Source organism: Burkholderia sp. MBR-1, assembly GCF_013822785.1.
GTDB lineage: Bacteria > Pseudomonadota > Gammaproteobacteria > Burkholderiales > Burkholderiaceae > Burkholderia > Burkholderia vietnamiensis.
Genome location: NZ_CP053612.1, coordinates 189,259 through 211,508 on the forward strand (window position 1 = coordinate 189,259; position 22,250 = coordinate 211,508).

General features: G+C 61.7%; 22 protein-coding genes and 2 pseudogenes. 5 read left to right on the plus strand and 19 right to left on the minus strand.

Features of this window, described 5'->3' with window-relative positions:
* Positions 1 to 55 precede the first annotated feature (55 nt).
* From MBR110_RS30525 to MBR110_RS30545, 5 genes are all read right to left on the minus strand, one after another.
* Positions 56 to 406 carry a copper-binding protein gene (locus MBR110_RS30525; RefSeq protein ID WP_012211074.1) on the minus strand — a complete coding sequence of 117 codons (351 nt, stop codon included), beginning with the start codon at positions 404 to 406 and terminating at the stop codon, positions 56 to 58.
* Entirely contained in the window at positions 403 to 3,609 is a 3,207-nt protein-coding gene (locus MBR110_RS30530; RefSeq protein ID WP_012211075.1) for an efflux RND transporter permease subunit, read from the minus strand. Before MBR110_RS30530 ends, MBR110_RS30525 begins: the two co-directional genes overlap by 4 nt.
* Positions 3,606 to 5,135 (minus strand): efflux RND transporter periplasmic adaptor subunit, encoded by a 1,530-nt coding sequence (locus MBR110_RS30535; protein ID WP_012211076.1) that lies wholly within the window; start codon positions 5,133 to 5,135, stop codon positions 3,606 to 3,608. The genes MBR110_RS30530 and MBR110_RS30535 overlap by 4 nt, the downstream gene beginning before the upstream one ends.
* 11 nt (positions 5,136 to 5,146) lie before the next feature.
* Positions 5,147 to 6,439: a TolC family protein gene (locus MBR110_RS30540; protein WP_012211077.1), complete on the minus strand. Its 1,293-nt coding sequence runs from the start codon at positions 6,437 to 6,439 to the stop codon at positions 5,147 to 5,149.
* A 90-nt stretch (positions 6,440 to 6,529) separates the two neighbouring features.
* Positions 6,530 to 6,898, minus strand: coding sequence for a hypothetical protein (locus MBR110_RS30545; protein ID WP_012464980.1), 369 nt, complete (start codon positions 6,896 to 6,898; stop codon positions 6,530 to 6,532).
* 170 nt (positions 6,899 to 7,068) lie between these two features.
* Between MBR110_RS30545 and MBR110_RS30550 the strand changes: the two genes are divergently transcribed.
* Positions 7,069 to 7,398, plus strand: a complete 330-nt coding sequence (locus MBR110_RS30550) for a four-helix bundle copper-binding protein (protein WP_009688002.1) — start codon at positions 7,069 to 7,071, stop codon at positions 7,396 to 7,398.
* Between the two features lie 377 nt (positions 7,399 to 7,775).
* Here MBR110_RS30550 and MBR110_RS30555 read toward each other — a convergent pair whose 3' ends face one another.
* From MBR110_RS30555 to MBR110_RS30590, 8 genes are all read right to left on the minus strand, one after another.
* Complete coding sequence (locus MBR110_RS30555) at positions 7,776 to 8,108, minus strand: DUF4148 domain-containing protein (protein WP_080512418.1); 333 nt, start codon at positions 8,106 to 8,108, stop codon at positions 7,776 to 7,778.
* Between the two features lie 256 nt (positions 8,109 to 8,364).
* On the minus strand, positions 8,365 to 9,306 hold the full coding sequence (locus tag MBR110_RS30560; RefSeq protein WP_009688003.1) for a copper resistance D family protein: 942 nt from the start codon (positions 9,304 to 9,306) through the stop codon (positions 8,365 to 8,367).
* A complete protein-coding gene (copC, locus tag MBR110_RS30565; protein WP_009688004.1) occupies positions 9,306 to 9,680 on the minus strand; it encodes a copper homeostasis periplasmic binding protein CopC in 375 nt (124 codons plus the stop codon). Before copC ends, MBR110_RS30560 begins: the two co-directional genes overlap by 1 nt.
* Before the next feature lie 61 nt (positions 9,681 to 9,741).
* The gene (locus MBR110_RS30570) at positions 9,742 to 10,089 is read right to left on the minus strand and encodes a copper-binding protein (protein WP_009688005.1); all 348 of its coding nucleotides are present in this window, start codon (positions 10,087 to 10,089) and stop codon (positions 9,742 to 9,744) included.
* A gap of 65 nt (positions 10,090 to 10,154) precedes the next feature.
* Positions 10,155 to 11,450, minus strand: a complete 1,296-nt coding sequence (locus MBR110_RS30575; protein ID WP_012211080.1) for a copper oxidase — start codon at positions 11,448 to 11,450, stop codon at positions 10,155 to 10,157.
* 1 nt (position 11,451) lies between these two features.
* Positions 11,452 to 12,948 (minus strand): TolC family protein, encoded by a 1,497-nt coding sequence (locus MBR110_RS30580; RefSeq protein WP_012211081.1) that lies wholly within the window; start codon positions 12,946 to 12,948, stop codon positions 11,452 to 11,454.
* Positions 12,945 to 13,262: a hypothetical protein gene (locus tag MBR110_RS30585; protein ID WP_009693501.1), complete on the minus strand. Its 318-nt coding sequence runs from the start codon at positions 13,260 to 13,262 to the stop codon at positions 12,945 to 12,947. Before MBR110_RS30585 ends, MBR110_RS30580 begins: the two co-directional genes overlap by 4 nt.
* 87 nt (positions 13,263 to 13,349) lie before the next feature.
* Entirely contained in the window at positions 13,350 to 13,883 is a 534-nt protein-coding gene (locus MBR110_RS30590) for a hypothetical protein (protein WP_226146172.1), read from the minus strand.
* Between the two features lie 158 nt (positions 13,884 to 14,041).
* Between MBR110_RS30590 and MBR110_RS30595 the strand changes: the two genes are divergently transcribed.
* Entirely contained in the window at positions 14,042 to 14,713 is a 672-nt protein-coding gene (locus MBR110_RS30595) for a heavy metal response regulator transcription factor (RefSeq protein ID WP_012211083.1), read from the plus strand.
* Positions 14,710 to 15,774, plus strand: a pseudogene (locus tag MBR110_RS30600) (histidine kinase dimerization/phospho-acceptor domain-containing protein); the annotation flags it as partial. The gene MBR110_RS30595 and the pseudogene MBR110_RS30600, both read left to right, overlap by 4 nt.
* 94 nt (positions 15,775 to 15,868) lie before the next feature.
* Here the strand turns inward: MBR110_RS30600 and istB are convergent.
* Together istB and istA are read right to left on the minus strand one after the other, a co-directional pair.
* Positions 15,869 to 16,618 (minus strand): IS21-like element IS408 family helper ATPase IstB, encoded by a 750-nt coding sequence (istB, locus tag MBR110_RS30605; RefSeq protein ID WP_006397350.1) that lies wholly within the window; start codon positions 16,616 to 16,618, stop codon positions 15,869 to 15,871.
* Between the two features lie 16 nt (positions 16,619 to 16,634).
* Entirely contained in the window at positions 16,635 to 18,191 is a 1,557-nt protein-coding gene (gene istA / locus MBR110_RS30610) for an IS21-like element IS408 family transposase (protein WP_011875599.1), read from the minus strand.
* A 264-nt stretch (positions 18,192 to 18,455) separates the two neighbouring features.
* Here istA and MBR110_RS30615 point away from each other — a divergent pair.
* Both MBR110_RS30615 and copM read left to right on the plus strand, forming a co-directional pair.
* A pseudogene (locus tag MBR110_RS30615) lies at positions 18,456 to 18,797 on the plus strand (ATP-binding protein); the annotation flags it as partial.
* A 151-nt stretch (positions 18,798 to 18,948) separates the two neighbouring features.
* Positions 18,949 to 19,344, plus strand: coding sequence for a CopM family metallochaperone (copM, locus tag MBR110_RS30620; protein WP_012211084.1), 396 nt, complete (start codon positions 18,949 to 18,951; stop codon positions 19,342 to 19,344).
* Between the two features lie 89 nt (positions 19,345 to 19,433).
* On the opposite strand, the gene arsN2 is transcribed toward copM, so the two are convergent.
* From arsN2 to MBR110_RS30635, 4 genes are read right to left on the minus strand one after another with little or no spacing between them, the layout of a single operon-like run.
* A complete protein-coding gene (gene arsN2 / locus MBR110_RS32450; RefSeq protein WP_009693505.1) occupies positions 19,434 to 19,862 on the minus strand; it encodes an arsenic resistance N-acetyltransferase ArsN2 in 429 nt (142 codons plus the stop codon).
* Between the two features lie 21 nt (positions 19,863 to 19,883).
* A complete protein-coding gene (arsH, locus tag MBR110_RS30625) occupies positions 19,884 to 20,621 on the minus strand; it encodes an arsenical resistance protein ArsH (RefSeq protein WP_012211085.1) in 738 nt (245 codons plus the stop codon).
* Complete coding sequence (gene arsC, locus MBR110_RS30630; protein WP_009693508.1) at positions 20,599 to 21,021, minus strand: arsenate reductase (glutaredoxin); 423 nt, start codon at positions 21,019 to 21,021, stop codon at positions 20,599 to 20,601. Before arsC ends, arsH begins: the two co-directional genes overlap by 23 nt.
* Positions 21,018 to 22,250: an MFS transporter gene (locus tag MBR110_RS30635; protein ID WP_009693509.1), complete on the minus strand. Its 1,233-nt coding sequence runs from the start codon at positions 22,248 to 22,250 to the stop codon at positions 21,018 to 21,020. The genes arsC and MBR110_RS30635 overlap by 4 nt, the downstream gene beginning before the upstream one ends.

The following is a 22,250-nucleotide window of genomic DNA, read 5'->3' on the forward strand; positions in this document are numbered from 1 at the left end:
CTTTGGCGTACCGGCGCGCGGACAGACGCCTGCGCGCCGGGCACCAATGTTTTCGTCAGGAACGCTTTTCCAGTTTCACGATGGTCAGGGTGCCGTTGACTTCTTCAACGCGCACCTTGACCTTGTCGCCTTCCTTAATCTGCTTGACCATCGCGGCATCCTTCGCTTTGAACGCCATCGTCATCGGCGGCATGCCGACGTTTTCGAGCGCGCCGTGCTTCAACGTGACCATGCCGGTCGCCGTGTCGACCTTCTTGACCTCCGCGTCGGTGAGTGCGTTGTTCGACGACGCCTTCATCGCGGAAGCTTTGGTCGACATGTCCATGCCAGCCATGTCGTTGCCGGCAAATGCGGGCGTGACGAAAGCGGCTGCGAGTGCGGCAGATACAACGATGAGCTTCTTCATTGGACTTCTCCGGTTTGGTTGACTGGCACGTTCGTGCCGGAAGGTACTGCTTGGGGGAAACTGGCAGCAGGCGCCTGTCGCGCGCGACGGCGCTGCAACAGGAACCACGCTGCGGGAATCACGAACATGGACAGAAGTGGTGCGGTCACCATGCCGCCGACCATCGGCGCGGCGATCCGCTGCATGACCTCCGACCCGGCGCCATGTCCGACCATGATGGGAATGAGGCCCGCGAGCACGACGGCCACCGTCATGGCCTTCGGCCGCACGCGCAGCACGGCGCCTTCGCGGATCGCATCGAACAGCAGCGCCTCGGTGAGCGGCTCGCCATCCTCCAGCCGGCGATTGAGCGCGCCTTTCAGGTACAGCAGCATCACCACGCCGAATTCGGCAGCGACGCCCGCGAGCGCGATGAATCCGACTGACGTCGCAACCGACACCGCATGGCCGAGCATCCAGATGAGCCAGAACCCGCCGACCAGCGCAAACGGTACGGTCGACATCAGCAGCAGCGCATCGGCAGCCGAGTTGAAGGTCAGGAACAGCAGCACGAAGATGACGACGAGCGTGACGGGGACCACCGTGCGCAGCTTGGCCGCCGCGCGTTCCAGGTACTCGAACTGGCCCGACCACGCAATCGAATAACCGGGTGGCAATTGGACCTGCTCGGCCACAACCTTCTGCATCGCCTTCACGGCGGACTGCAGGTCGGTGTTGCGGATATCGACATAGACATATCCGGAGAGCCGTGCGTTTTCGCTGCGAATCATCGGTGGGCCGTCGGCGATCGTGATGTGCGCGACGTCGCCGAGCTGGATTTGCGCGCCGCGGTCAGTGACGACCGGCAACTGTCGCAATTTCTCGAGCGAGTCGCGAATTTCGCGTGGATAACGGATGTTGATGGGGAAACGCTCACGCCCCGCAATTACCTCGCCGACGTTCTCGCCGCCCACCGCCGAGGACACGACCGACTGGATATCGGCCACCGACAGTCCGTAGCGGGCCGCGGCAAGCCGGTCGATATCCACGTCGATATAGCGTCCGCCGTTCAGCCGTTCCGCGAGTGCCGACGTCACGCCAGGCACACCTTTGACGGCCGTTTCGACCTGGGTCGCGATACGATCGATTTGCGTCAGGTCCGGCCCGGAAATCTTGACACCCACCGGCGTCTTGATGCCGGTCGACAACATGTCGAGACGATTGCGGATCGGCGGCACCCATACGTTCGACAGACCGGGCACCTTGACCGTCCGATCCAGCTCATCGACCAGCTTCTCCGGCGTCATGCCCGGCCGCCACTGGCTACGCGGCTTGAACTGAATGGTGGTCTCGAACATCTCGAGTGGCGCCGGGTCCGTGGCCGTATCCGCGCGACCAGACTTGCCGAATACCGTCTCGACCTCGGGCACGGTCTTGATCAGGCGATCGGTCTGCTGCAGCAGTTCGCTCGCTTTCTGGGCCGAAATGCCCGGGAGCGCGGTCGGCATATACAACAGATCGCCCTCGTCGAGTGGTGGCATGAATTCGCCGCCTAGACGCGAAATCGGAACGATCGTGAGCACCAAGGCAACCGCCGCGAGACCAATGGCTGTCCACGGCCGACGCAACGTCGCCTCGAGCAACGGACGATACAACCGTATCAGCACGCGGTTGATCGGGTTCGCGTTTTCGTGCGGAATCCGCCCGCGGATCAGATAGCCCATCAACACGGGCACGAGTGTGACCGACAAGCCGGCCGCCGCCGCGATCGTGTAGGTCTTCGTGAACGCCAGCGGCGAGAACAGCTTGCCTTCCTGTCCTTCGAGCGAGAACACCGGAATGAACGACAGCGTGATGATGAGCAGCGAGAAAAACAATGCCGGCCCAACCTCGGCGGCCGAAGTCGCGATGAGCTCCCAGCGTTGAGCGGCGGTCATCCGTGTATCGGGATGCTCATGATCGAACGCTTCCAGGTGTTTGTGCGCGTTCTCGATCATCACGATGGCCGCGTCGATCATTGCGCCGATCGCGATCGCGATGCCGCCAAGCGACATCAGGTTCGCGTTGACTCCCTGATAGCGCATCACAATGAACGCGGCCAGCACGCCAAGCGGCAACGACAGAATGGCGACGAACGCGCTGCGCAGGTGAAACAGGAACACGGCACAGACGAGCCCGACGATGATGAACTCCTCGATGAGCTTGTCCTTCAGGTTGTCCACCGCTCGTTCGATGAGTTGCGATCGGTCGTAGGTGGTGACCACTTCGACGCCGGGTGGCAGCGAGCGCTTCAGGTCGGCGAGCTTCGCCTTGACCGCATCGATGGTCTTCAGCGCATTCTTGCCCGAGCGCATCACGATGACGCCGCCGGCGACCTCGCCCTGGCCGTTCAGCTCCGCGATGCCGCGACGCATCTCGGGGCCGATCTGGATGCGTGCGACGTCGCCCAGCAGCACCGGCGTGCCGGCGTCGTTGGTCCGCAATACGACATGCCGGAAATCGTCGAGCGAGCGCAGGTAGCCAGACGAGCGCACCATGTACTCGGACTCGGCCATCTCCACCACCGAGCCGCCCGACTCCTGATTCGCCTTGCCAAGCGCATCGGCCACCGCGGCCTGCGTGATGCCGTACGCGCGCAGCTTGTCCGGGTCGAGCACGACCTGATACTGGCGCACCATGCCGCCGATGCTGGCGACCTCGGAGACATCCGGCACTGCTTTCAGCTCGAACTTCAGGAACCAGTCGTTCAGCGCGCGCAGCTGACCGAGGTCATGCCGTCCGCTCCTGTCGACGAGCGCATACTCGTACACCCAGCCCACGCCGGTCGCGTCCGGACCGAGCGAGACCGTCGCACCTTGCGGCAGGCGGCTTTGCACCTGATTCAGGTACTCGAGCACGCGCGAACGTGCCCAATACTGGTCGGTCTTGTCGTCGAACAGCACATAGACGAACGCATCGCCGAACGACGAGTACGCACGGATGGTCTTCGCCCCCGGCACGCCGAGCAGCGTCGTCGTGAGCGGGTACGTCACCTGGTCCTCGATGACCTGCGGCGCCTTGCCCGGATACGACGCTTTGATGATGACCTGCGTGTCGGACAGGTCGGGCAGTGCATCGAGCGGTGTCTCGGCGACCGAGTACAGGCCCCAACCCGTTACGAGCACGGTCGCGAGCAACACCAGGAAGCGGTTGTGGATGGACCAGCGGATGAGCCGGGCAATCATTGCGCGCCTCCGACCGGTTCGACCTTCGTCAGTTGGTAGCCTTCATCCGACTGCTTGAAGACGAAGTGCACCATCTGTCCGGCCTTGATGTCGGGGAATGCGCTCGGCGCCGGCTTGTTGAACGCCATCGTCATCGCACCCCAACCGAGCGCCGGCACGGGTTGATGAGAGAACGTAATGTCTGCGGCGGTCACTTTCTCGACCTTGCCGGTGGTCTCATAGGTCTGCGCAGTGGCGACAGGCGCGGACGCCGGCGCGGTTGCGCTTGCCCCTGAGCCACCTTCCAGCCGCGGCAACACGGACTTCAGGCTCGCTTCGGAATCGATCAGGAATTGGCCGGAAGCGACGACCGTGTCGCCATCGTTCAGGCCGCTCAACACCTCGGTTTCGCTGCCAATGTCATTGCCAACGGTCACTGTCGCCGGCTGAAGGCGCCCGTCACCGTTCTTCACGATGACGACCGAGCGTTTGCCGGTCGTGATGACCGCTTCGGACGGCACCAGCAGTCTCGACACAGCCTTCTGACCGGCAACGCGCACGCGCATCAGCATGCCCGGCGTCAGCTTGAGCGAGGCGTTGTCGATTTCGAGGCGCGCCTGCAGCGTGCGGCTGGTGGTGCTGATGCCCGGCAGGATCTCGCGAATGCGCCCGGCGAAATGTTGTGCCGGATCACCGGCGAACGTCGCGTCGACCGTCATGCCGGGCTGTACGCTCAGCGCGAGCGCCTCGGGAATCTCGACGATGAGCCAGAGCTTCGACAGGCCGGCAATCTTCGCGAGCGTCTGCCCGGGCGCGACCATCGCGCCGTCACGGACGTTCAGTTCGCTAACGACGCCAGCCTCGGGCGACGTCAGTACGACGTGTGTCTGGGCCCTCCCGGTTCGGTCGAGGCTCGCGATGATGCCGTCCGGAATCGACATCGCGCGCATCCTCGCACGCGACGCTTCGAGGAGGCTGGCATCCATGCCGCCGCGCTTGAGCGCAAGATATTCTTCCTGCGGCGCGAGCCAGTCCGGAACGAACAACGACGCAATCGGCGCACCTTTCGCGATGCGTTGCATCGGCGCACTGGCATACAACCGGTCGATGTAGCCTGTAACGCGCGACTGCACGACATCCGAGCGCGACTCGTCGAATTGCGTTGTGCCGACCGCGTCGAATCCCCCCGTCGTTTCCTGCCGGCGCACGGTCGCATAGCGAATTCCGAGGTTCTGTTGGAGGCCCGGGTCGATCTTGATGCCGGAAGAGCCGCCACCGTCGTCCGCATAGACAGGCTCCAGTTGCATGTTCATGAAAGGCGACTTGCCGGGCTTGTCGAAATGCTGGTTCGGCACCATCGGGTCGTGCCAGTACAGCACCTTCCTGCCGGTCTTCGGGTCAATCTTTTCGCCTGACGAAGCCGTTACCGTCGAGGCCGCGGCCGCGGGCGTTGCTGCATGGCGTGTGCCCGCAAAATAGCCAGCTGCGAGCAAGGCCGCGCCGGCGAATACAGTCAGCACCGCGCGCACCAGTGGTTTTTGGGTCATATCGTTCTCCTTCACTGCGCAGCAGCCATCGTGGACGGCACCACTTGATATTCGAGCTGGGCCCAGGTCTGGGACACTTCGCGCTTGAGGTCGAGCACCTGCAGTTCGGCCTCGAGCTGCGCGCGGCGAGCCGCGAACGTGTCCGCGAGCGAGCCGCTTCCCGCGCGATAGGCGGCGTTGGCGAGTTGCACGCGCTGGTCCGCAGCGGGCAGCAATGACTGACTCAAATTGGCGATGCGTTCGCGTCCGCTCGCCAGCGTGGCCGATTGCGTGCGAATGTCGGCCTGAACCTGTCGCAGCGCGTCCTCGTACATCAACCGCGCCTTCGTGGCGAGCTCGGCTTTCTCCGCGACGTCGCGGTTCTGGCGATTTTTCCGATTCAATGGCAACGGAATGGTGACGCCGATCGACACCATGTTCGAGTACGCACCGCCGCGTTGCTGATATGCGACCTCCCAAGTCCAGTTCGGGCTGCGCTCGCTGTTGGCGACTGCCGTATCGGCTTCGGCGACCGAAATGTCGTCCGCGGCAGCCACGAGCGTTGGCTGCGACAGGCGCAGTTCGTCGGGAGGGAGCGACGATACGAACGACTCGGGCGCCGGCGGTTCGCCAGTCACCTCGGAAACGGGAGCGGCCGTCCAGCGCGACAGCCCAATGAGCGCTGTTTGATAAGTCTGTTGCGCCTTGAGCACCTGATCCTGAGTCTGCGCAAGCATCGCCTGCGCTTGCACCACATCAGACGCGCCGGCCTTGGCGCCGCGATATGACGCCTTCGTCGCAGCCAGCTCGTGATGCATGTGGTCGAGCAGCGCCTGTTGCAGGGCGAGCGCCTGTTTCGCGTACACGGCGTTCAGCCAGGCCGTGGCGGTTTGCTGCCGCACGTTCGCGAGTTGCACGAGGTAGCCGGCGCGCTCGCGCCCGACCATTCGGTCGGCGAGCGCCGAGCGCAGCCGCCGCTTGTCGCCGGAGACCCATTCCTGCTCGATGCCGATGCGCCGCATCGTCATGAAGTCCTGGCCGACGGTGAAGCGCTGAGGACCGTTGATCGGCAGGTTGTCGATACCCGCCTTGAGCATCGGGTCCGGAAGTTGGCCGGCTTTGACTGCCGCCTCGGAACTGGCGCGGACGGACGCCTGCGCAGCCTGCATCGATGCGGAGCGATCGGTCGCCGACTGTAGCGCAGCATCAAGCGTCATCGGTGCCTGCTGGGCATGAACGACACCCGCGAGGAATAGCGCAGAAACAAGCGCGTGCGCACGCCAAGGAACACGCCGACGCAGCGGCGTGCCGAAAATGAATAGCATGTTCTAACCCCAATGCGAAATCCCATAGGGATTCCACGTCCGGCATAGGACGAACCTCACCGCAACTGCGGTGAACCTGTCAGCGAGGGATTAGACGAGACGCGGAGGGCGCCATAACCCGTTCGGGTCACGGACCGGAAGAGACTGGACGTAATGGAAGATGACGGGCGTACCGACCGCAGCGGGACGGCTGATGTCGGTCTTGGCGGCTGGATGATAGAGGCTGCCGAACTGACACTGGGCGGTCACTTTGCAGAACACGCTCTTGGCCTTGGCTTTATCGACGGACGAGGACTTCATCAAATCGCAGCCCGGCATATCGCCGGACATGCTGGCATCCGCGCCCATGGACATGGTTTGCTGCATCGGACATTCACCGGTCAAGCCACTGGCTGCCAGCCCGCTGATGGGCAGCACCGCGCAGAGCAGCGACAGGATGAAGGTCCGGAGCAATTTCATAGCCAGCATTATAGTCCGCCGATGCCGGTGATTACATCGGAATTGTACTGACGTTTCAACGCTGAAACGTCCCCGCCACTGGAGCCGCGTGGGGCTAATCCGGAATGTGGGTACAACGCTTGCGCGACGAGTCGGGCCCGATCCGGGCAGTCCACGATAGGAGAGTCAAAATGGCACATCAACAATACCAGACATGCATCTCGGCCTGCGACGCTTGCGCGACCGCTTGCGATCATTGCGCGGCCGCGTGTCTTGAAGAGACCCAAGTCGGCCAGCTTATTGACTGCATCAAACTCGACCTGGATTGCGCCACGCTGTGCCGCCTCGCTTCCGCAGCGATGGCGCGAGGCAGCAAGCAAGTCAAGGCAGTTTGCTCGAGTTGCGCGACTTTGTGCGACGCGTGCGCAACCGAATGCGAGAAACATCAACATGCGCATTGCAAAGAATGCGCACAAGTTTGTCGACGCTGCGCTCAGGAATGCCGGACGATGGCTCAGTAGACGGTCAGCTCCGTGCCACGCCCGGCGTCGGTGATATCGCGCACGCAAGAGGCGTGGCACACGTTGCCGTCAGCGCGGCGGGCAATTCGCCGAACGCACGTGCAGATTTTGACACGGATAGGACTTCGGTAATCGGGTCGTTGCGGAACGGGAGTCCGGCATCCGCGTCTTCCCATCCGTATTGCCCGTCGCGCTCGCACATCCATCAAGAGCCAGGACCGTAGTAATCGCCGTCACATAAATCCATATGCCGGGTATCGGTCTCATCGCGTGAACTCCTCTATCTGGTCTGGCGAGCCTACGTTCCACATGGAATATGGCCGGAGTCGTGTACGTTCAGGCTGAGCAACGCCTGGCTTTCCGCAACGGTGCGTGCCTCAATGCTGTGCGGCCCACTTCGGCTCACTTAACTGATGGAGTTCCTTGTTGCGCGCGATAGTCGCTTCGCTGGGCGGATAGTCATGCTTGCTCGTTGGCAGCAAACCATCGTGATAAGCCTGAATAAGTTCCTGTTGAACCTGCTCTCGGGTCTTGCCGCGCGATACCGTGTTTTCAATTTGCGCCGTTGCCGGTGCAGCAACGCTTTCGTTCGATACCACGCTGCCGTTTCGCGTAACGTCGGGATAACCGTGCCCGCTATCAGCGAATGCAGACGCGGACGTGGCGGCACAGGCGACCACTATGAGGGCGGCGACGATTTGAAGTTTCATGTTTTCTCTCCATTGCGAGGCATGGAACCGCACATGCGACTCCATTGAAAGTCATTGTGGAGAGCAGCCACTGATCGAGCCGTGACATGAATATGATCTTTTGGTCACGCGTCCTTCATCTGGAATCGTCGACCAAACGCAATGCGGAATGAAAAAAGAGCCCGGCTGGAGGGCCGGGCTGCAAAGAGATGGCCCGCTCACGCGCAACTCGCACATGAGTGACAGACCACCTGCGTGGACGGAGGGACCGACGAATTTATGTGGTTCCCGGCAACGGGCTCGATACGAGCACGGCCGCTACCATCAAGACACCAAGCAAAATCAGTGACTCGACGTGAAGCACCGTACTGAATCGTCGAAGCGGCACGGTCGGGACTTCTTGAGCAGGGTTCTTCAGCGTCGACATTAGCGTCGGCATTTCAAAGAAGCGATTGTGTCCGCCCAGCGCGGCGGCGACCAGCACGAGCACGAACTTCAGCAGTAGGATCTGTCCATACGTCGATGTCCACAAATTCGCCGGCGTACTGACGCCTCGCCAGCCGTTGTATGCGCCAGTGCTGAACAAAATCACCAACGCGTACGTCGAGGTGTCGGACAGCGATTGCACGAATGATGCACTGGTCTGCCGTTCGCTTCCAGGGGCATCGAGCAGCCGCGGCATGACGACGTAGGTCGTCACGAGAACGAGCCCGACCCACGCGCTGATGGCTAGCAAATGCAACCAATCGACCCACACCGGAAGGCTGAAGAGTCCGGAATCGACTGGATGTCCGCCATTGCTGCGTGCCAATGCTACGGCGGCCAAAGCAAGCCAGATTCCGGTCGGGAAACTCCCATCGCTACCCGATCGCAGCAATGCCAGCACGACCACGCAAACCATGAAAACTGCAGCGACCAGCCACGCGTGTCCAAAGCCGGTTCCCACGAGCATCGACCACACCGCGGGCCCGGCCTCAAGCAACGTTGACTCACTCATCAGCGCGCAATGTGCCCAGAACGACAACACGCTCGCGAGCAGAGCAAGCGTGGACGCCATCCGGACTGTCAGGACGAGCCGTCGGCCCACGTCGGCTTGCCACGTGGAGTCACCGCGCGCGAGCCATTGACTGCTGAGCAACGCGCCTACGATGACGGCGAAGCCAACGTTCTGGATCGCTACGGCGATCAGACGCAGGATGCCCAGGAACCCGTCGTTCATTACTTCACCTTGAACGTGTACGTACCCTTGGTCTTGTGCGCGTCCGAAGTCATGACGGCCCACTGAACCGTATACGCTCCCGACGCGAGCTTCGGTACGACGAGCGTCATGACGCGCGGATTCGACGCATCGATCTTCGCCTTTTCTTTCGTCACCGGCGCACCCGTAGCATCGGCGATTTTCACCGAGCTGAAGGTCGACTCGAGGTCTTCATTGAAGGTCAGGCGCAATGCGTCCGGCGCGACGTCGACGGTACTGCCCGACGCCGGCGTTGCGCTTTCCAGTTTGCCGTGTGCGAGCGCGGCGATGGGCGCGAACGCAACAGCACTAGCGACGGCGAGGCCGGCAAAATGTCTGAGGGTCAAAATCTTCATATTGTTGCTCGTCTCGAAGAATGAGACAGGGACCGCGGCTGCGCGTCCCCGTCGATTGTCGTCACTGCTTCTGCAGCTTGACGACCGTCAGTGCGCCGTTGACTTCCTCGGCGACGAAATCGATCTTGTCGCCGACCTTCACCTGCGACAGCATCGCCGGATCCTTGGCCTTGAACACCATCGTCATCGCTTCCATGCCAAGGTTTTCGAGGGGACCGTGCTTGATGGTCAGCTTGCCTGCAGTCGTGTCGACTTTCTTGATCTCGCCGTGCGACATGCTGCTCTTCGCGTCGGTACTTTGCTTTGTGCCACCGCTCATGTCCATGTTGCCCATGTCGCCTGCCGCGTACGTCGACGCAGAGAACGCCAGGGCGCAGCCTATTGCAATCGAGAACAGTGCTTTCTTCATCGTGCTTCTCCAGAGTTGAGGTGATGAAACCGACGGTCGGGCGTGCCCCGACCTTGTTGTGTAAATCAACTGTCCGGCAGTTCACCGGTGTATTCGTATGCGACGGTGCCTTTGGGATGCTTGAACCAGCCCGGGTCGCGATAGTCGTTCCGCCCGAGCCCTTGCCGGACCTTGGCGACTGTGAACATGCCGCCCATCTCCAACGGCCCGAATGGGCCCGTACCGGTCATCATCGGCAGTGTGTTGTCGGGTAGCGGCATCTCCATCTCGCCCATTGCGCCACCGGTGCTGCCCATGGCCATGTAGTCGGGAACGAGCTTGTTGATGCGTTTGGCCAAGTCCTTCTGCGGCACGCCGATCATGTTCGGAACGCTATGGCCCATTGCGTTCATCGTGTGGTGCGACTTGTGGCAATGGAACGCCCAGTCGCCAGGACGATCGGCGGTGAACTCGATTGCGCGCATCTGGCCGACGGCGACGTCGGCCGTCACCTCCGGCCAACGAGCGGCCGGCGGGATCCAGCCGCCGTCCGTACCCGCCACTTCGAAGTGGTAGCCATGCAGGTGAATCGGGTGATTCGTCATCGTCAGATTGCCGAACCGGATGCGCACGCGGTCGCCGGCCCGAATTGGCAACGGATCGATGCCAGGGAATACGCGTGAGTTGAACGTCCACATGTTGAAGTCGGTCATCTCGTTCACACGCGGCGTGAAGCTGCCCGGGTCGATATCATAGGCGGACAGCAGGAACACGAAATCGCGGTCGACCGGCATCACGCTGCGGTCCTTCGGGTGCACGATAAACATGCCCATCATGCCCATCGCCATCTGAACCATCTCGTCCGCGTGCGGGTGATACATGAACGTGCCATGCTTCTCGAGCTGAAACTCGTAGACGAACGTCTTGCCGGGCGGGATGTGCGGCTGCGTCAAGCCGCCGACGCCGTCCATGCCGTTCGGTAGCAGCATCCCGTGCCAGTGGATCGTGGTGTGCTCCGGCAGCTTGTTGGTGACGAAGATGCGGACCTTGTCGCCTTCGACGGCCTCGATCGTCGGGCCAGGCGACTGACCGTTATAACCCCACAGATTGGCCTTCATCCCGGGAGCCATTTCGCGCACGACGGGCTCGGCTGTCAGGTGAAACTCCTTCCAGCCGTTCTTCATGCGCCACGGCAGCGTCCAGCCGTTCAACGTCGCGACCGGTGTGTATGGCCGACCGTTGGGTGGCACGAGCGGCGGCTGCATCGTCGCCTTTGCCATGGTCGGTGCTTCCGGCAACGAAGCCGCGCCGGCCTTGCTGACCATCGCGGCGCCGAGGATTGCGGCCCCCGAGCCGCTGAGAAATTGTCGACGGGACACCATGTTATTTACCTTCCGAATGCGTTTCATGCGCCGGTTGCGCGGTCGAGGCAGGCTCCGGCCGGGCTGCCGGTCTCGGGGCGGACTGCGGTGCGGAATTCGGCCCCGGAGGCGTCTGCTCGGTTTGCTCGGCCCCAGCCCTCGGTAAACGTCCGCCCAGCGCTTGCTGGAGATCCGTTTCGGCGAGCCAGTAGTCCTTCAGCGCGTCGATGTAGCTGTTCACCGCGCCGACTTGCTCGCGCGAGTCGGCGAGCAGTTCGAAGACACTGGCGAGCATGCCGTTGTAGCGGAGCAGAAGTTCGTCAGAAATCGTCTTGCGAATCGGCACAACCTCGTCGCGATAGTGTTTCGCGACGTCGTAGCTGTTCACGTACGCGGAATACGCCTCGCGGACCTCCGATCGTGCATCAATCGCCGTTTGGGCAAGGCGGTTCGCCGACTGCATGTAGATGGCTTCCGCGCGGGCGACCTTGGCGCTGCCGAAATCGAAAATGGGAATCTCGATACTGATTTCGTAGCCGTGCTCGTGACCCTTGTCGGTTTCGTAGTTGTTTTGGTAACCAACATCGATTGCGTTGATGAACCGCGTTGCCTTGCTGAGGCCCAACGACGATGCGACGCCTTGCGTCTGCAGCTTCGCTGCCTGGATGTCGAGCCGGTTCTGCATCGCAAACCGCTCAAGATCTTTCAGTTCCGGGCGGTCCTTTGGCAAGTCCGGTAAACGCTCAGGCAAGGTGTACTGCGTACCAGTGCCCCATACGCCCATCGTGCGCGTGAGTTTCTCCCTGGCCGATACGGCTTGCTGCCGGGCCTTGGCGGCCTGGGCGACCGAGTCCGCGTAGAAGGCTTGCTCTCGCGCATAATCGAGTTTGCTGAAGTTTCCGGCCTGCCGCATGCGTGAAGCGAGTTCGGCGCCTGCGTCGGCCGAATCTTTTACCTGTTCCGCGTACTTGGCAGCCTGCTCCGCGGCCACCGCGTTGACGTACGCCCGCCGCGCCTCGGCGGCGAGCTTCAGCATCGTATCGGCAGTCTCGAGCTTCGTCTGTTCGAAGCGTCGGCCCTCGATGTGGGCAGCGAAAGGCAGCGTCAGAATACTGAGTACGTTCGCGGAGAATGTGCGGCCGATGCTCAGGTCGCCGTTGCCCGCTCGCGTGCGGCTGAAGGTGAAGCCTGGATTCGGCAGTCGCCCGGCCTGGACCAAATCGGCTTCCGACAGCCCCAATTCCGCATACGAGGCCTGCAGTCCTCGGTTGTTCAGCAGGGCGACCTGTACGGCATCGTCCATCGACAGCGGCTTGGCGAGCAATTCCTGCGTTCGCTTCGCCACTGCATCCCGATCGGCATCGGTTTTGACGATAACCGCGTCCTTACCGAGCCGCTCCGTAGCCGTCGACGACACCGTACCGAATCCACCGTCCTTCGAGAAGGTGGTGCAGCCAGCCAGAAACACCATGATGGAAACGCCCGCACCCATGCGCGTTGAAACGAGTCGCTTCATCATTTGGCGGGCTCCCCATGCTGCGAATGATTCGACTGATGGTCGCCAGCGGGCTTGTTCATGGCGCCGCCGTGGCCCATTGCGCCGCCGTGCGTCATGCCGCCCTTGGCCGGCTTCTCCTGGACCGCTTGATTGAGTTGTTGCCAGGTCGGGTTGTCGGCGTCGTTGTAGGGGCGATAGCCGTTGAAGGCCGACGGCGCCGAAATCGCCGGGACCGAGGCCGCGGCATCCGTCGGGTCGGGAATCGTTGTGGTGGCGTGCACGAGCGTCGGCAATGAAGCCGCCGCGCCGAGCAGCGCCGCAGAAATCAGTCGCATAAATTTTCTCGTCGTGAATCATCTGACGGGTCCACGCAAGACCGTCAGTACGAATGGCACATCGCGGGCATTACCCGCGGTGGAGAATCAGACGAGGGTGTGGCGAGGAGGTCGCTCGATGCCGTCGGTCAGGAAAGACACGACACCGGCAGAAGGCGGAATCGAGGTGGTGACGCGTGTTACGTCCGACGATACGACGACGGAGGGAACCGCGGGTAATCCCGTGCCGAAGCAGCAGGCTGCGCATGTCGAACATGAATGCGCGTGATGACCGCCGCCGTGGTGATAAGTGTGATGGTCGTCGGCCGCGAGCGCCGCTCCATGCATGTCGCGATGATGCCCGGACATGGACTGCCCGGCATGCACGATCGGCGTTTCGCTGGCTTCGGCATGCGAAGCGACGCAATTCATCGAGATAGCCGCGAACGACTGAACCGGCAGGCTCAGTGCCAACAGCACGACGACGAAGAGTTTGCGCCAATATGACATGGGTGCGGAGTCTAGCACGAGCAGTTCGAAACGATAACATCGAGAACGTGTCCGGGTGTAACCACAAGCGGTATAGCCGGTATTTAGCTTAACGGCCGATGCGTGACGACGGCGTGGTCGAAAGATGACCATTTTTTCATCCAGCGGCGGTGGACGGCTCTCGCTGTTCCGGCGCTCGGAGATTCATGAAAAAATTGTCATCCGGCCGTCATTTTTTGCGCGCTTTCGCGGCCGTATGCTGAGCGCAGCGCTCCCCGCGTCGAACCCGTTGACAGTCCTACTGCACTCCCATGCGGATACTGATAGTCGAAGACGAACCGAAAATGGCGTCATATCTCCGAAAGGGACTGACGGAAGCGAGCTATACCGTCGATGTTGCCGAGAACGGCAAAATCGGATTGTTTCTCGCGCTGCATGAAAATTTTGACCTCGTCGTGCTCGACGTCATGCTCCCGGAGCTGGACGGGTTCGAGGTGCTGAAGCGCCTCCGCGCGGAAAAGCAGACACCCGTGCTGATGCTGACCGCCCGCGAAGCAATCGAGGACAAGGTCGCTGGGCTTGAACTTGGTGCAGACGACTATCTACACAAACCGTTCGCCTACGCGGAATTTCTCGCACGCATCCGTTCGTTGCTACGGCGCGCACCGCGGAGCATTCGGGACATTCTGCTCGTTGCGGACATGGAGATTGACCTCCTCAAGCGGCGAGTGCGTCGCGGCGACAATCGCATCGACCTGACCGCACAGGAGTTCGCATTGTTGCAACTCCTGGCTGAACGAGAGGGCGAGGTTTTGACGCGTACTTTCATTACCTCGCAGATCTGGGATATGAATTTCGATAGCGATACGAACGTGGTCGATGCCGCGATCAAGCGCCTGCGCGCCAAAGTCGACAACGCGTACGATAAGAAACTGATCCATACCATCCGGGGCATGGGATACGTGCTCGAGGACCGTTCATGACGGGGAAGGCGGCACCTTACTCACTGCTCACTCGGTTGACCGTCGCCTTCGCTGTCGTCGCAGGACTAGCGTTTGCGCTGACTGGAGCTTACCTGTATCGGTCCCTGTCGATTGAACTGCAGCGCCGCGACGACATCGAAATCGGTGGCAAGCTGAGCCAGTTTCTGCAGTTGGCTCACGCCAGCGGTTCGGTACAGGCCATTCGTGCAACGCCTGCGGTATTTCACGAGGTACTGCTCTCGCATCCCGGTGTGTATCTTGGGATCTACGACGGGCAAAACAATTCGCTGATCGAGCACACGGCCGCGCCGGGCGTGACGTTGAAGTCGATCGCCTCGAGCGACCGTCCGCCTCGTATTCCATACACGTGCGATCCGACGGGAATCGGGCCATCACGCTGTGTTTTCGCGCGCGACAGGCTGCCGTCAGGCGAAGATGTACGGATCGCCCTTGTACGGACCGCGACCGACCGGCAGTCGCTTCTGAAAAGCTATCGCGTCGACATCTGGCTGGCGGTCGCCGTCGGCGCGATATTGCTCGGTGGCTTGGGCTATGCGATCGCACGTCGAGGCCTTCGTCCAGTGGAAAGTCTGGGCCGCCAGACGTCAATTATCGAAGCGCACAATTTGAGCGAGCGACTCGACATTCGCGGCGGTCCGATGGAGCTCCGCGAACTCGCGTCGTCGGTCAATCGAATGCTGGATCGACTTGAACGTGCGTTTGTGCGCCTTTCTCAGTTCTCCTCCGACCTCGCCCACGATATGCGCACCCCGCTTGCCAACGTGATCAGCTCGTCGCAGGTCACGTTGTCGCGACCGAGAACGAGCGACGAATATGAGGCGTTGATCGATTCGAACATCGAAGAATGCGAACGTCTGCAACGGATGATCGAGAACATGCTGTTCCTTGCACGTACAGAGAATGCACACCTGCACCTGAAGGTATCGGACCTTGATACTGAGATGGAACTGCAACGACTGGCGTCCTATTATCAGAGCATTGCGGACGAAAAGGGGGTCAATTTTGTCGTCGTCGGCGACGCGCATGTGGTCGCGGATGCGGATTTCGGCGATGGTGATCAATCGTTTCGGCGAACGTGATCAGTCTGGAAGGTGGTGTTGCGCGGTCAATGGATTATAGCGACGGTGATCACGATCAGGCGTCAGCGGACTCGGATTTCGTTTTCTTTCTCATCGAATCGCCCTTGACCGGAAGCTTGTGGGCCTGATGCACGAGCCGATCGAGAATCGCATCGGCGAGCGTGGGGTCCTGCAGCCACGCGTGCCAGTGTTCGAGCGGCAACTGGCTGGTGATCACAGTCGAGCGCGTACCGACACGATCATCAAGTACCTCAAGCAGATCATTGCGCGCCGCCTGGTCGAGATCCTGCAAGCCCCAATCGTCGAGGATCAGCACATCAATCTTCGCGAGTTGCGCAAGCCGACGTGTGAAGCTGCCGTCGCCGTGCGCGATTTTCAGCTCTTCGAACAGCCGCGCGACGCGCACATAGAACACGGAGAAGCCCTGCCGGCACGCCTGCTGGCCGAACGCGCAAGCGAGCCACGTCTTGCCCGCGCCGGTGGGGCCGGTCAGGATCAGGTTCTGAGCATTGCGCACCCAGTCGCAGCCGGCGAGCGTGGCGACGATGCGCTGGTCCAGCCCACGGGTTTGCCGGTATTCAATGTCTTCGACGCAGGCCTGTGGGTTCTTGAGCTTCGCGGCGCGCAGCAAACGTTCGAGTCGTCGCGTATCACGCCAGGCCAGCTCGCGATCTACGAGCATGCCCACGCGTTCCTCGAATGACAGGCTGGTGCTTGCCGTGAGCGTTGACTGCTCCTCGAACGCGCGAGCCATGCCGTCCAGTTTGAGCGCCTTTAGCTGGGTAAGGGTGTGCTGCATCAACATCGTGACCTCCTTCGGGTCAGTGGTAGTAGTCGGGGCCGCGCACGTTCTCGTGCTCGGGCGAGCGCCATTCGGCGGGCGTGGTCGGGAGCGAGGGCTGCAGGTCAAGTCCCGCTTCCAGGATTGACAGCACGGAGCGACGCGTGGGCGAGCCGATCTTCAATGCACGCTGGCATGCGGCCTCGAGGCGGTGTTTGCCGTACTTGCGCGCGAGCGAGAGAAGACCGAGACAGGCGCGATAGCCCATCTCGGGGTGAGGTTTGTTGGTCAGCAGATGCCGCACGACAGCCTCGGCGCCGGGGCCGACGGATGCGCCCCAGTTGAGCAGGCGCCCAGGCGTCCATTCCATGTGCGCGCGATGCGCAGCCGGCATGTGTTCGGCGATGGTCGTGTGTTTGCCTTTGAGGCGCGAGCGAGCGTGCGCAGCGACACGCTTGCCGCCATGCAGGATCTCTACGCCGTGGCGTGTGATACGCGCCCAGACCTCCTGCCGTGCGAGGCTATGCGGGACGCTGTAATAGTGGCCGCCGACATCGACGTGGTAATCGATGTTCACACGGCACTTCTGGAAGGTGGCGATCTCGTAGCGACGCACGGGCAACGGGCGCAGGACGGGTTGGTCCAGCCGTTCGAACCATTCACGCCGGTTGCCTTCGAGCCGCTTGAACGGGCGCTGGTTTAGGTCGGCGATCAGTTCTGCAATCGCCTTGTTGAGTTCAGCCAGACTGTAGAAGCGATAGTGGCGCAGTCGGGCCAGCACCCAGCGCTCGACGATCTGCACGCCGACTTCGACCTTGGCCTTGTCCTGCGGTTTGCGCGGACGCGCCGGCAGCATCGCGGTGCCGTAGTGGTTCACGAAGTCCTGCGTGGTCGTGCCGAGTCCGGGTTCGTAACGGTCGGGTCGCGCGATCAGCGCCTTCGGGTTGTCGGGCACGAGCAGCTCGGGCACGCCGCCAATGAACTCTAGCGCATCGCACAGGCTGCCGATCCAGTCCGCCATCGTCTCGGTGCGCGTCGCGCACGCGAACGTGTAGTTGGATGCGCCGAGCACGGCAACGAACACGTGCGCCTCGAACTCGACGCCGCCATCGCTCGCCAGGACCGGCACGGTGGGACCCGCGAAGTCCGCGAACAGCTTCTCGCCGGCGCGGTGCTGCTGACGCATCGAGCGCTTGATCGACTTCGCCCAGTCCTTGTACTTCTGGCAGAACTGCGTGTAGCGGTACGTCCGCTGGCCGGGGTTCGCTTCAGCGTATTCTTCCCACAGCAGTTGCAGCGTCACGCCCTTGCGGCGCAGCTCGCGATGCAATGCCGTGTAGTCGGGCTCGATGCGTCGCGTCGTCGTCGCCGCGGCATTGGTTGCCGCAGGCCTCAGGCGCGCGTCCAGTTCGTCGTCGGACATTGCTTCGGCTGCCGCCCAATCGAGTCCCGCCTGGCTGGCTTGGGCCGCGAACTTCGAGACGGCACCGACGCTGATGCCGATAGCCCGGCTGATCTGCCGATGCGTCAGGCCACACGCCCACTTTAGTCGCAGGACTTCCTTCAATTTGCGCATGCTCATCCGAGGTGTCGGCATCGGCACTTCTCCCGCAAAAAAGGGAGCAGGCTAACGCCGTCGGTGAATACATGCGCAACGCCACCGCCAGACTCAAACCCGGATTACGTTCCGGTTACGTGATCACCCGTTTCGGTCCCGTGATCGCTCATTCCGGCATCGTGATCACGCGTTTCGGAAACCTGTGATCAGCGATCACGATCAACCGAAACGGGTGATCACGATCATTCGGAATCCATGATCACGATCCGCCGAAATGCGTGATCACGTTCGCCGGAATACGCAGTCGCGGATGCAACGCTTTTTCGACGAGCGGTGAGCAACCTCATATCCAACGCTTTGGACCATGCGTTCGCAGGCACGGCAATCAAACTCGCCTCGTCTCGCTCGCTGCAATACGTCGTCGTTGAAGTGACCAACCACGGACGGCCTATCGCGCCGGAACATCTTGATCGAATCTTTGAGCGCTTCTACCGTGTCGACGCGTCACGTCATGGATCCTCGAAGAATGCCGGGCTGGGACTCGCGATCGTGAAATCGATCATGGAACTGCACCGGGGACAAGTCCAGGTTTCGAGTAACGACGTCAGTACGACGTTCCACTTGCAATTCCCGCGGGAACGATGAGGATTCTCCTCGAAGGGGTACTAGTGCGCGGCACAGGAGCGTGGATTGCGCCGTCATGAAGCCTCGAATCAGTGTCGAAAGTGGAAAAAGTTCGACCAGCAAAAATTGTTCGTTTCCCGAAAGCATAATTTTTATGCATCAGGAGGTAAATATGCAAACGCGAATTTCCATCCCGTGGTTCGTCATCAACGTAATTGCAACGCTCGGCCTGATGATCGGTACAACGAGTGCTCAGCAAGCCACGTCCATGCCAGACATGAATATGGGGCAGTCGACTAAAGCTAATTCGGCGTCTGTACAAGCCTTCAAGGGTGCAGACCAGAGGATGATGCGAAGGATGCAAGGACAGACCTACACCGGCGACGCTGACAAAGATTTTGTTTCCCACATGATTCCGCACCATCAAGGCGCAATCGATATGGCGGCAGCCGAACTGAAGTACGGCAAGGATCCTGAGATGAGAAGGCTTGCCCGAAGCATCGTCAAAGCACAAAAGGAAGAAATTACGAAGATGAAGCGCTGGCAAGCGAAATACGGCAGCCAATAATCTTTGACCGGGGGCGACCACCGGTAAATCGCATCGAAGGCAAGCAGATCCCCCTTGTCGGACCGATCCCTTGGTGCTCCCGTCAATGGCTACAGAACTCGCAACATCGAGACGGCCGATCCCGGACATACGCCTTGGAATTGGCTCGACGCCAACACCAAGGGCATTACGTCGCCACGCGCAACGCGCACGAACCCTAGACGGGTGAAATAGTGCTCCGCGGTCGTGGTGAGCAGCACAAGCGACCGAACTTGTAGCGCATGACACTCGGCGACGAGCCGCGACACGATACGTTGCCCCGGACCAGAATCGCGTGCACGTTCAGCTACCGCAATAGAGCGCACAAGTGCGGCGTCACCATAGTGCTCAAGGCCACCGCATCCGCACATCATTGAACCTTCCGTCGCGACTACGAAGTTCCGCAAGTGGTCGCTGACGCCAACGACGGGAAGGCCACATTGACGCAGCAGCGTTTCGATCGACGCTAGGTCGTCGACAGTGGCGGGGCGGATCTCCATCCTTACTCCTTGGACCGGATTCTAGATACTTCGCTGGTTCACGCGCTTCGACAGTTCCTCGGCGCTTTCCTTTCGCTCGCTGTACCGGTCGACCAGATACGGGCCGATATCTCGGGTCAGCAGAGTGAACTTGACCAGCTCTTCCATGACATCGACAACACGATCGTAGTAGGGCGATGGTTTCATCCGACCCGCTTCGTCGAATTCCGCGAACGCCTTGGCCACCGACGACTGGTTCGGGATGGTCAGCATGCGCATCCAGCGTCCGAGCACGCGCATCTGGTTCACGGCGTTGAACGACTGCGAACCGCCGCTGACTTGCATCACCGCAAGCGTCTTGCCCTGCGTCGGCCGGACTGCGCCGACCGACAACGGAATCCAGTCGATCTGCGATTTCATGATCCCCGTCATCGCGCCGTGTCGTTCCGGCGAGCACCACACCATGCCTTCCGACCATATCACCAGCTCGCGCAGCTCGACCACCTTCGGATGGCTTTCCGGCGCATCATCGGGCAGCGGCAAGCCGCTCGGATTGAACACACGGACTTCGGCCCCCATCGCCGTGAGCAAATGCTCGGCTTCCTCGACCAGCAGACGGCTGAACGAACGCTCGCGCAGCGAGCCGTACAGAAGCAGGAGTCGAGGCGGATGCGTCGACGGTGTCGCCGGCCGCAATTGAGCGGCGTCCGGCACGCGGAACAGCGTGGCGTCGAGCTGCGGCATGTCGTTCAATTGCTCAGACACGCTTGCCCTCCGCATCGATCACGACTTCGCCATCTTCCTTGGTGAAAGGCCCCGTCTGCGGGTTCGGCAGGATATCCAGCACGGCTTCGGACGGCCGGCATAGCTTCGTGCCGATCGGCGTAACCACGATCGGCCGGTTCATCAGGATCGGATGCTGCCCGATGAAGTCGAGCAGTTGCTCATCGGTCCACTTCGGATCGCCCAGACCGAGTTCCGCATAAGGCGTGCCTTTCTCCCGCAGTAACTCGCGTACGGTCAGGCCGGCATCGGCCAGCAGCTTGACCAGCGTTTCCCGCGACGGGGGCGTCCTGAGATACTCGATGACGACAGGCTCCTCGCCGCTGTTGCGGATCAGGGCCAGCGCGTTGCGCGACGTGCCGCAATCCGGGTTGTGATAGATCGTGATGTTGCTCATGTCGAGATTCCTTGCTTCGATAGAGGGACAGCGTGATGGCGCAAATGCAAGATCGCGTAGCGGAACAGGATCGCACCTGTCGCGCCGATGCCGGCCAGGGCCAATAGCGTGCCGGGATAGCCGTTCCCGGCGACATACAGGAGTGATGCAACGAACGGACCGGCGGCGATGGCAATCTGCACGGGCGTCGCCATCGCCCCGCTGATCGCGCCATAGGCGGTTCGCCCGTACAGTTCCGCAGGCAATGCACCGCGGACAATCGTCATGACGCCGTTGCCGATGCCATACAGCGCCGCGAAAACAACGTACACGGGCAGCCACGTCCCGGACGCAAAGAGCAGGACCAGCGAAAGCGGCAGCAACGCCATCGCGGCCATGCCGACCTGGCGCGTGCTCGCGCGTTTGCCGATCGTCGTTTCCAGCACGCGGCCGAGAACCTGCATCGGCCCAACCAGCGCCCCCACCCATGCCGCGTTCGCGGCGGAAATGCCATGCGCCTGCAAGACCGCGATCATGTGCAGCGACATCGCGGCGAACACCAGCGCATTGAGCGTGACCGCCGCGGTCACCAGATAGAAGGCCGGGTCGCGCAGGACAGCGCCAAGGTTAGCGGCCGGCTGTTCCGTTTGCGTTGGCGTCACGCCATGCGGTGCGTGTGAACGACTTGGCAGCGCGACATGCACGGGCACGCAGATCGCCAGATTCGCGCCGGCATAGAGCTGCCATGTGTCGCGCCATCCGACGTGCTGCAACAGCGTTTGCGTCAGCGGCCAGAACACCGTGCTGGCGAAACCGCCGAACAAGGTCAGGTGCGTGATCGCGCGGCGGTAGTCGTTACCGAATATCTGCGTGATGACGGTGAACGCAGGCTGGTAGAGAGTTGCGCTCATCGCAACGCCGATGCCGGCCCACACGAGATACAGCCCGACCACGTTATTCACCCGTGACAAGCAGACAAGCATCAGCGCCGCCAGCAACGATCCGCCCGCCATCAGGGCGCGCCCGCCGACGCGGTCGATGATGCTGCCGGCCGACGTGGACAACAGCCCCGAGATCAGCAGCGCCACCGAATAGGCGCCGACGACGACTGGCTTCGACAGACCCAGCTCGTCCTGCATCGGTTGCATCAGGACGCCGTACGCGTAAAACATGGAACCCCAGCCGACGATCTGCGTCAGCCCGAGCGACGGCGTCAGCCATGCGTGCGGGCGGGGTGCATGCGTGGACAT

Bases quoted from the DNA above. Each gene is read 5' to 3' on its own strand.
- MBR110_RS30525 (WP_012211074.1), bottom strand. From the start codon at position 406: ATGAAGAAGCTCATCGTTGTATCTGCCGCACTCGCAGCCGCTTTCGTC.
- MBR110_RS30530 (WP_012211075.1), bottom strand. From the start codon at position 3,609: ATGATTGCCCGGCTCATCCGCTGGTCCATCCACAACCGCTTCCTGGTG.
- MBR110_RS30535 (WP_012211076.1), bottom strand. From the start codon at position 5,135: ATGACCCAAAAACCACTGGTGCGCGCGGTGCTGACTGTATTCGCCGGC.
- MBR110_RS30540 (WP_012211077.1), bottom strand. From the start codon at position 6,439: ATGCTATTCATTTTCGGCACGCCGCTGCGTCGGCGTGTTCCTTGGCGT.
- MBR110_RS30545 (WP_012464980.1), bottom strand. From the start codon at position 6,898: ATGAAATTGCTCCGGACCTTCATCCTGTCGCTGCTCTGCGCGGTGCTG.
- MBR110_RS30550 (WP_009688002.1), top strand. From the start codon at position 7,069: ATGGCACATCAACAATACCAGACATGCATCTCGGCCTGCGACGCTTGC.
- MBR110_RS30555 (WP_080512418.1), bottom strand. From the start codon at position 8,108: ATGAAACTTCAAATCGTCGCCGCCCTCATAGTGGTCGCCTGTGCCGCC.
- MBR110_RS30560 (WP_009688003.1), bottom strand. From the start codon at position 9,306: ATGAACGACGGGTTCCTGGGCATCCTGCGTCTGATCGCCGTAGCGATC.
- copC (WP_009688004.1), bottom strand. From the start codon at position 9,680: ATGAAGATTTTGACCCTCAGACATTTTGCCGGCCTCGCCGTCGCTAGT.
- MBR110_RS30570 (WP_009688005.1), bottom strand. From the start codon at position 10,089: ATGAAGAAAGCACTGTTCTCGATTGCAATAGGCTGCGCCCTGGCGTTC.
- MBR110_RS30575 (WP_012211080.1), bottom strand. From the start codon at position 11,450: ATGGTGTCCCGTCGACAATTTCTCAGCGGCTCGGGGGCCGCAATCCTC.
- MBR110_RS30580 (WP_012211081.1), bottom strand. From the start codon at position 12,948: ATGATGAAGCGACTCGTTTCAACGCGCATGGGTGCGGGCGTTTCCATC.
- MBR110_RS30585 (WP_009693501.1), bottom strand. From the start codon at position 13,262: ATGCGACTGATTTCTGCGGCGCTGCTCGGCGCGGCGGCTTCATTGCCG.
- MBR110_RS30590 (WP_226146172.1), bottom strand. From the start codon at position 13,883: ATGGTCATCTTTCGACCACGCCGTCGTCACGCATCGGCCGTTAAGCTA.
- MBR110_RS30595 (WP_012211083.1), top strand. From the start codon at position 14,042: ATGCGGATACTGATAGTCGAAGACGAACCGAAAATGGCGTCATATCTC.
- istB (WP_006397350.1), bottom strand. From the start codon at position 16,618: ATGTTGATGCAGCACACCCTTACCCAGCTAAAGGCGCTCAAACTGGAC.
- istA (WP_011875599.1), bottom strand. From the start codon at position 18,191: ATGCCGACACCTCGGATGAGCATGCGCAAATTGAAGGAAGTCCTGCGA.
- copM (WP_012211084.1), top strand. From the start codon at position 18,949: ATGCAAACGCGAATTTCCATCCCGTGGTTCGTCATCAACGTAATTGCA.
- arsN2 (WP_009693505.1), bottom strand. From the start codon at position 19,862: ATGGAGATCCGCCCCGCCACTGTCGACGACCTAGCGTCGATCGAAACG.
- arsH (WP_012211085.1), bottom strand. From the start codon at position 20,621: ATGCGGAGGGCAAGCGTGTCTGAGCAATTGAACGACATGCCGCAGCTC.
- arsC (WP_009693508.1), bottom strand. From the start codon at position 21,021: ATGAGCAACATCACGATCTATCACAACCCGGATTGCGGCACGTCGCGC.
- MBR110_RS30635 (WP_009693509.1), bottom strand. From the start codon at position 22,250: ATGTCCACGCATGCACCCCGCCCGCACGCATGGCTGACGCCGTCGCTC.